We start from the raw sequence: 8,409 nt of genomic DNA on the forward strand, positions 1-8,409 counted from the left end.
CGATGTCGGCGTTGTGGATGGGCATAGGGCTGGCACCCGCAAAGCGGTGAAACCGAGTTTAACAGGCTGCTGAAAATAGGGCGCCTCCAGCCATTTCTTAGGCGCGTAGCCGCTGTATATGCCCGCAACGAGTTCCATCGATCAAGTAATTACCGTGCTTGATCGATGGGCAAGCTATCTCTGCGCCGTATAACTCAGCCCTTGAAAAGCATTTCTTTGGGCAACGGCCTACCAGGGCCACGCTTGCGATCATTCACCTTTCATTTTTCCCTCGGCCGCCTCTTTGAGTACTTCCGGGCGAAAGTCTTGCTGGCTCGCCCCCGGACGGTTCAAGATGTACTCATCTGGGATGAGATCGAGCACTGTGGCGCGCTCGCGCTGAACGTCGACACTCCCCATTGACGCAATATAGAACCCGGGCTGACCGTCTGCCATCTGTCTTCCGCCGAACATATGCCACATGATTCGCCAAATTTCATTTTTTTTGTCGTAAAATTCTCCCCAATAAAAATGTGGAAAGTTTGGGTCTGCCTCCATGTAAAGAACCTTTTTTGAGTAAGGGTGTTCCTTCGGGGGGATGGCTTCTATGACATGCACTTCGCGCGGCTCGTACATAATGCCAGTTGGATTCCAGTGGGGTGGATTCTTGAAATCATAGCGCGTCGACGAATCTAACCCTTGCCCCCGCGCGGGCTGGTGAACGACAGCCAATATCCATCTTTTTCCGAGATATCGATATTCGCTATACCACAGTGGGTAAGAATTCAGCAAGAAGCTGTCATCGTTCAAAAAATCGAGGGAGCCCGTTGGATCCATCCATGAGCCGCCAGACATACGCCTTATGCGCCGTGCCGATTTTACGTAGGCCCAGACAGAGTCCGGGCGGCCGTCATTGTAGCGCATCTGAAAAACACCGACTCCGGCGGAGTCTCGCGGCGCGACGAAATAGTCGCATTGTAGCTTGTGGATGGTGCCGTCTCCCAAAGTTGGTGGTCCGCCAGAGACGCGTCCCTCCATGCGAAATTGGCCACCCCTCATCACAAACGTTCGTTCAATTCCAGAGGCGGCAGTCGTTGTGTACGTCTGAATGTTGCCGACCTCTTGAACGTCTCCAACAACAGGTGCTACATAAAATTGATTCCATATCAATTTCATGGCGGCGTTTGGGTCACTAGTTTCGACGTTAGGGAAGGGAACGCCGGCGACATAGTTTTGAACTTTTCGCGATTGAAGGTCGAGCGAAGTGTGTGGTGCATTTTTTGTAGTCGCGTCAATGTAATATTGAGCAACAACAATGGGCTTTGAGTGAGTCAGTGTCATTTGCAGCCCATATTTTTTTACCAAAACTTGTAGCTGGGAAGGTATCAAATCTGATATGGGGTGTCCTTCGAATGTGTCATTGGAGTATGTTTCAATATTCTCTTTTTTGATAACTGTCCCCTCTGTGAGCTCGGTGGCACGGCAATAGTGGTGGCTGAGTGTAAATAGAGAAATTACGGCAACGAATGACCTGATTGTCATGCTTTTTCTCTCCGCGGGCTAACCCATTGCAAGGTTTCTAAAACTGGTAAGTCAAGCGAATATTTGCTTGATTTTGGTTGTTTAGTGTCCCGAATCCATGCGTGCGCGTTGCGCCGCTGCCGTCTTCTGGGTCTGTGTGTCTTCCGAAATCCCAGTAGAATTGAACCTCAGTGTGAAGGCGCCAGTGGTCGCCAAATACCCAATCGACGTAGGGTACGAGCATTGCGCCCTTGTAGGTGGGGTCGAATGCGGCGACCGCGGTTGGGTTGATGGTGTCAAATTTGTAGTTACTGGAAAGGATGGCCGTCAACATGACTGAATGCTCCTTGCGGCGGGCAGTCACGTCAACGATGTCTTGGGATCGGCGAAAATTAGGCAGCCACACATCGGTCGCCTGGAATATCAGAAGTGGGGGTTTGTCCGCCTTGATTTTGGTGCCAAATTTGGGGAGAAGCTTGTCGAACCGCATCATTGCGCGAACCGTGTTTTTCTCGATTATTCCATCCAGTCCAGCGCCATGGACGAACCCATAATTGTATTGTTCGTTGGGGGTAAAGGCGAGTTCGCCGTTTACGGTGGAGCCAATGGTTTCGGAGTAGGCATTGAAGGAGACTCCGTACGTGTCGACGATTGGATTTATGAATTCAGCAAAACCGTTTTTGGGCGCGGGTCCAAATGGGTTGAATATGCTATTGATTACCGGGGCGAGTTTCGGGCCGTGGTAGAACCCCACGCTATATCCGATGTCACCACCAAATGGGGCGATTGCACTCCACCGGAAGCCGTACGAGGGCGAGTCCGTGTCGCCAGATGGGTGATCTGGGTTGTACGGTATCAAGGCAAGTGTGTCGACGCCCTTATTGGGCTGCCCTGCCCATCGACCTCCAAAAAGATCCACGGTGTGCCCAATATCGTCGGCTTTATCCCAGCCGGGGCGGAAAACGAGCTGCAAGGTTCCATCAAACCGAGGGATGTCTATTTGCGTGTTGGCCAATACCAAGGGCTTGCGGAGCTCTTCGTTTTCCCCTTCCAATGACGAGCGCCAACTGAAGTCGTAACCATGAATGACATCCATGGCCTGGAAGCCGTCCGACTCACCCCAGACGACTTGTTGTTTTCCAAATTTGAAGCGCAAACGCTCGCCGATACTGAAGCCGACATAATATTCTCGCATTTCCTCTTCGTCATAAAAATCCCTAAAACGGGTTGCGTCACCCCCAAACGCCGCGGCGCTAGCTTTTGATGATTCCTGGAGATCTTTAAGGTAGGGTGTCATTTCTTCGCGGCTGAAGCGTCCCACCGCGCCGAAATAGGCCCAACTAAGGTCAGCATACCCCTCGAGCAGGGCGGTATGCCGTTGCATGAGGATGTCGCCCTTGCCGCCAAATTGTTTTCCAGTGGCGGCGCTGCGCTCTGGGTGGTCTTGGAAGCCGATTGCCATATTCTCCCGCAGATAGCCACTGACACGAAAGTCCGCATTGTCGAAAATGCCGGCGGCGTGAGCGATTCCTGCGTGACTGGCGAGGAGGATCGTGCCGGAAAAATAAAACCATCGCGTCATAGACGTATTGCGGCGGTGTAACGTTTTGTAAGTTGCGGCCGGAAAATCGGGGTGAGTTGATGGCGCAATTATTGACTTGGTTGTCATGTTCGTCTCCCTGAGGTTACGGCGGGCCTGCTATATGTTTTTACTTGGGTGGCAGACGATCCCCGACGACTATCCTCACCGCGTAGTTCGGTCCGCGGTTGATTGGCAGGTGGGCGTACGTGGTCCAAAGGTCACCGGTTTTGTGGTCGAGATCGATCATCCGCAGGTAGGCGCGGGTACGGGGTAGCGGCAGTACTTGGATGTCTGCGCTGGTGGGGTCGAGGCGATAGATGGCATCGGTATTGGAGGCGGCGACCCACAGCACGCGGCGCGTCTGGTCCCAGGTGACGGCATAAGGCGAGCTGTTGCGATCGGGCAGCGGGTAGCGAGCCACTTCTTTGCCGGCGCGAGTGTCGTAGGCAAAGACCTGGCCGTCGCCGGACAAGGCCACGTAGATGACGTCGTGATCGTCGATAGCCATGCGATGGGGAATTGCGCCGAGCGGGAATTCGATTGGCTTCTCCAGCTGGCCGGTTTCGATGTTGAAGCCGCCGACGATGCCGTTGAGCTGCGTGAACCAGACGTGTTTGCGATCGCTGCTCATCACGCAGCTGTACAGGGCGGCATGGAACGCCGCCTCGCCGTCCTTTTTCGGCATCGGGAAACGCTGGATGGCACCGCTTTTGGGATCGAGCGAAGCCAGTTCGTTTTGGCCGATGAGCGTCAGCCACAGACGACCGTGCCCATCGAAGGCGACCAGGCGGTCATGGTCGAGGCAGGTGTCGTGCGCGACCGAGAAGTCACCGAAGCCCGGGTAGATGCGCCACTGTTCGGATTTCGGATCGAGTCGCGCCAGCGCGTAGCTTTCCTCGAGCGAAATCCAAATGTTGCCGTCTGGGTCGGTGTTGATGGTATGTGGCCCCTGCGGATGCTGCGGGGCGCCGGGGACGGTGATCCAGTGCAGGCGACCGGTTGCCGGGTCGAGCTTGGCGATGCGGTCACCGCTGTCCTCGACCAACCAAACATGATCGCTGGCGGGTGTCCAGGCGATTTCGCGCGTCCAGCCGCCGGCGTGCAGCGCATATTCGTAGATGCGTGACTGGTCGTTGGCGGCCAGTGGTGTGGCGGCCGCGGGGTAGTCAGCCAGCTTGAACGTGGAAAAATCCTCTTCCAGATAGCGTGCCAGGGCGGTGGCGCCGGCGGTTTCCTCTTCGGTGTTGAACAGGCTGTAGTCGGCGGTGAGGAGTTTTTGGTATTCGGGGTGGCTTTCGTCGAGCCCCCAGCGCACCGGCGAATCGGCGGAAAAGCGCAGCGCCAAGGCGCGCATCATCTGCACGGCTCCGCGCCAGACACGTTCCTTGACGCGCTCGTTTTCCTGTTGAGTGGCGCTGGCCCAGCGAGCCTGTTTTTCGCTGGCGGTGAGACCGGCAAGGCTGCCGGCGAAGCGGCGTACCTGACGGCTTGGAAATTGATGGCATCCCGCACATTGCCCGGCAACGAAACGGGAGCCGCGGTCATCCAGCGGGAACCGGCCCAGCCAGGCGGATGCCGGCACCTGGTCGGCCACGTTGTCGGTGGGTGTCAGGCGCAGCGCGACCGAGGCACCCTTCTCGGATGCGGCGCTCGCCCATTGCAGGCTTTCCAGTCGATAGCCCAACTTTTGGGCGCGCAGTGTCACTTGTCCTAGACGGGCGTGCGTCAGTCCGGCCAGCGAAAAGTGTCCGCTTGCATCCGAAAACGCCGTGACTGAGGTGGGATTGTCGTTGTCGCCGCTTTCCAGGTCTTCGGCGGTGACCATGACGCCGCCCAGGGGCTTGCCCTGCGCCGTGACGGTGCCGTCGATCGTCAACGCCCATGCCGGGGCGATGCCGGCGCCGAGCAGCGCCGCCGTCAAGTACTGGCGGAACATAGTCTCCTCCTTTGCTTGATCTGCGTGTCGGGACAAACCCGTGCACCACAGTCGAGCACACTGCGGGCCAGATCGAACGGCGCGGTGCGGTTGAGAGGCCAACGATATGCCTGTAAGTTCGTAACGTATAGATAATGAACGAAAAAATTAAATTATCTACAGGCGCGAAGGGGCCGCATGGCATACGCTGAGGGGGCGTTGGTCTGGGCCGGCAAACCAGGTGGTAGTTCATGGAGGGACGCATCGGCCCCTCTTCTTGTACATTAAGGAACGATCGTTTAGGTTGTGGCGAGATTCGGCCGGAAAGACGGCAGATCGGCTGGCGCTCGGCCCGACGCTTTCGAGGATGTTGGGGGTAGTGATGGCGCAGGACCGGCGACGGGCGATGCCTGGGAGCTTGGGGAGTGGGCCGGGTGGCGGCGCACGGCCGTCGGCCACCGTCGTCGGCCGGCCGCCTGCGGGAACCGCGCACGATCACGGTGATCCGATCCACCGTCGGCTCGCTTTCAACCAGGCGGAGGCAGCAATACGCTTCGACGGCTTTCGCATGATGCTGGTCTACAGCACGCTGCTGGCGCGTTTGAAGCAGGAGCTGATCAATCATTGCGGCTATGCGCGGGCACGCGGCGCGGTGCAGCGTTTGGGCTATGCCGAGGGCACGAAAACCGTCCTGTTGGCCGGCGAGCGCGGTCAGGGCACCGATTTCGCTTCCCTGATGGCGGTTGCCGGTGAGGTGTGGAGCTTGACCGGTAACGCCAAAATGTCTGTGGTGTCGGCGGACATCCGCCCCGATGCCAGCGCTTTCCGGGTCGAACTGGAGCTGCACCACTCGATCGAGGCGCATGCGCACCTTGAGGTGTTTGGTGGTAGCAGCGAGCCCATGTGCTGGTTGCAGACCGGGGCCACCAGTGGCTTGTGCAGCGCGTTTGCCGGCCGGGCGGTGGTGGTGCGCGAGCTCGAGTGCGTTGCCATGGGGCATGCCCGCTGTTTGCTGGTGGGGCAGAGCCCAGAGGCATGGGGGCAGATGACCGACCAGACGGTCGAGGAGACCGGCTTCCACCTGCGTCCGGACGAACTGGTGAACCGGTTTTCGATACTCAAAGCACAGCGTGGGCGCCAGGCCGCTGAGCCGCCGACGGACGTGGTCGGTGTGTCGGCGAGCTTCGTGGCGGCGCTCGAACAACTGCGCAAGGTGGCACCCACGCGTGCAACGGTGCTGCTACAGGGCGAGACCGGGACCGGCAAGGAAGTGTTCGCCAATTTGCTGCATCGCATGAGTCGGCGCGCTGCGGCACCGTTCGTGGCGGTCAACTGCGCCGCCTTGCCCGACAGCCTGGCCGAGGCGGAGTTGTTCGGCGTCGAGCGGGGCGCCTATACCGGCGCCACGCAGGCACGGCCCGGGCGCTTCGAGCGCGCCAGCACGGGCACCTTGTTTTTGGACGAGGTCGGCACGCTCAGCTCGGCCATCCAGGCCAAGCTGCTGCGGGTGCTGCAGGTGGGGCAGGTGGAGCGTTTGGGGGGCATCAGCCGACAAGTCGACGTGCGCGTGGTGGCGGCGACCAACGACGACTTGTGGCAGAAGGTGGTGGCTGGCGGGTTTCGGGAGGATTTGTACTTTCGCCTGGCGACCTTCCCGATCGTGATCCCGCCGCTACGACAGCGGCGGGACGACATTCCGCTGTTGATCGAGCACTTCCTGCATCACTATGGTGAACTGCATGGGCGCGTGCTGGCCGGGCTCAGTGGCCGGGCGGTGCAGGCGCTGCTGCACTATGACTACCCCGGCAACGTGCGCGAGCTCGAGCACGTCATCGAGCGGGCGGTGATCCGGGCCAACGACGGCGAGTCGATCGACCTGGCGCATCTGGGCCTGCCGGCGCATGCGCCGCTGTTGCAGCTGGACGCGGTCGGGCGCCTGCAAGGCGGCCAACCTGCGCCGCTGCCCGGCCGCGATGTGATCGGTCCGCTGCTCGATCGCGGCATGTCGCTGGACGGGGTGGAGCAGGCACTGCTGAGCGGTGCCCTGGACAAGGCCGGCGGCAATCGCAGCCAGGCAGCCCGCTCGCTGGGTTTGACGCGCAGGCAATTCAACTATCGATACCACAAAAGTGGCCTAGCGGGCCGATAGTGGCGCGAGTCGTCATGGTTCCGGGAGCGAGTGTCATGCATCTGAATGCCGATTTGTCGCAGCGCGCCGTGGTGTACGCGCCGTATCTGCCGTGGGTCGACTCGCCGCTGCCGGGCGTGCAGCGGCGCCTGCTCGAGCGCGACGGCGGCGAGGTGGCGCGCGCCACTAGCATCGTGCGTTACGCGCCCGGGTCGTGTTTCGACCCGCACGTACACGAACTCGGCGAGGAGTTTCTGGTGCTCGAAGGCGTCTTTTCGGACGAGAGCGGCGATTTTGGCGCCGGCATGTACGTGCGAAATCCGCCCGGTTCCCGCCACCGGCCGCACAGCGAGCCCGGTTGCACCATTTTCGTCAAGCTGCGCCAGTTCGACCCGCAGGACGACCGCGTCGTGCGCGTCGACACCCGGCGCGAGGCATGGCAGGCCGCCGCGCCTGACGGCCTCATGGTGATGCCGCTGTTCGAGCGCGGCAGCCAGCAGGTGCTGCTGCAACGTCTGGCGCCCGGCACCCGGCTGCCGCCGCACGGCCACCCGCGCGGCGAGGAGATTTATGTCCTTGAAGGCGAGCTCGAGGACGAACTCGGCCGGTATCCGGCCGGTACCTGGCTGCGCCAGCCGCCCGGCAGCGCGCACGCGCCGTACAGCAGCAGCGGCTGCACGCTGTATGTGAAGACGGGGCACCTAGGAAAATGCTGAAAAATTCCCTCCCTGGAATTTTTCAGCTCGCTGCGGCGCGGTACACGCCCGCGCCGCGCTCCATCAATCAAGGGCTTACGCCCTTGATTGATGCCGGGGCATCCTGCCCCGGAGGAAAATGCTGAATAAAAAAATCAGCGTTTTCCTAGGCCTGGGCTGATGCCCCGGTCCACGCGCAATTTTCAGCGCGGCGTGTCCGCCTGCGGCGCAAACCAGGCCAGCGTGTCGTGCAGCGACACCACGCCGCCGACGATGATCAGCGCCGGCCCGGGCAGGTCGCGGGCGGCGGTGGGCAGGTCGGCCAGCGTGGACGTCACCACCCGCTGGCGCAGCGTGGTGCCCTCGGCCACTACCGCCACCGGCGTGGCCGGGTCCTTGCCGTGGGCGACCAGCGCGGCGCAAATCTGCGAAAGTGCCCCAAGCCCCATGTACACCACCAGCGTGCCGCCGATCGCCACCAGTTGATCCCAAGGCAAATCGACGCCGCCGTCCTTGAGGTGCCCAGTCACGAATACGCACAGCTGCGCGTGGTCGCGGTGCGTCAGTGGAATGCCGGCGTAGGCCGCGC

6 protein-coding genes are annotated in these 8,409 nt (G+C 60.4%); 2 read left to right on the plus strand and 4 right to left on the minus strand.

The window, feature by feature from the left end:
• Window positions 1-249: 249 nt before the first annotated feature.
• From PHC73_RS01035 to PHC73_RS01045, 3 genes are read right to left on the minus strand one after another with little or no spacing between them, the layout of a single operon-like run.
• Window positions 250-1,521 (minus strand): DUF1329 domain-containing protein, encoded by a 1,272-nt coding sequence (locus PHC73_RS01035; RefSeq protein WP_300123705.1) that lies wholly within the window; start codon window positions 1,519-1,521, stop codon window positions 250-252.
• 37 nt (window positions 1,522-1,558) lie between these two features.
• Window positions 1,559-3,169, minus strand: coding sequence for a DUF1302 family protein (locus PHC73_RS01040; protein WP_300123706.1), 1,611 nt, complete (start codon window positions 3,167-3,169; stop codon window positions 1,559-1,561).
• Window positions 3,170-3,209: 40 nt separating this feature from the next.
• Window positions 3,210-5,018: a carboxypeptidase regulatory-like domain-containing protein gene (locus PHC73_RS01045; RefSeq protein WP_300123707.1), complete on the minus strand. Its 1,809-nt coding sequence runs from the start codon at window positions 5,016-5,018 to the stop codon at window positions 3,210-3,212.
• Window positions 5,019-5,403: 385 nt separating this feature from the next.
• Between PHC73_RS01045 and PHC73_RS01050 the strand changes: the two genes are divergently transcribed.
• Complete coding sequence (locus PHC73_RS01050) at window positions 5,404-7,146, plus strand: sigma 54-interacting transcriptional regulator (protein WP_300123708.1); 1,743 nt, start codon at window positions 5,404-5,406, stop codon at window positions 7,144-7,146.
• Between the two features lie 35 nt (window positions 7,147-7,181).
• Window positions 7,182-7,841 (plus strand): cupin domain-containing protein, encoded by a 660-nt coding sequence (locus PHC73_RS01055; protein WP_300123709.1) that lies wholly within the window; start codon window positions 7,182-7,184, stop codon window positions 7,839-7,841.
• A 182-nt stretch (window positions 7,842-8,023) separates the two neighbouring features.
• Here PHC73_RS01055 and PHC73_RS01060 read toward each other — a convergent pair.
• Window positions 8,024-8,409, minus strand: a 386-nt coding sequence (locus PHC73_RS01060) for an SAM-dependent methyltransferase (protein WP_300123710.1), incomplete at its 5' end; no start/stop codon positions are given.

This window comes from Immundisolibacter sp. (assembly GCF_028696615.1).
Lineage (GTDB): Bacteria > Pseudomonadota > Gammaproteobacteria > Immundisolibacterales > Immundisolibacteraceae > Immundisolibacter.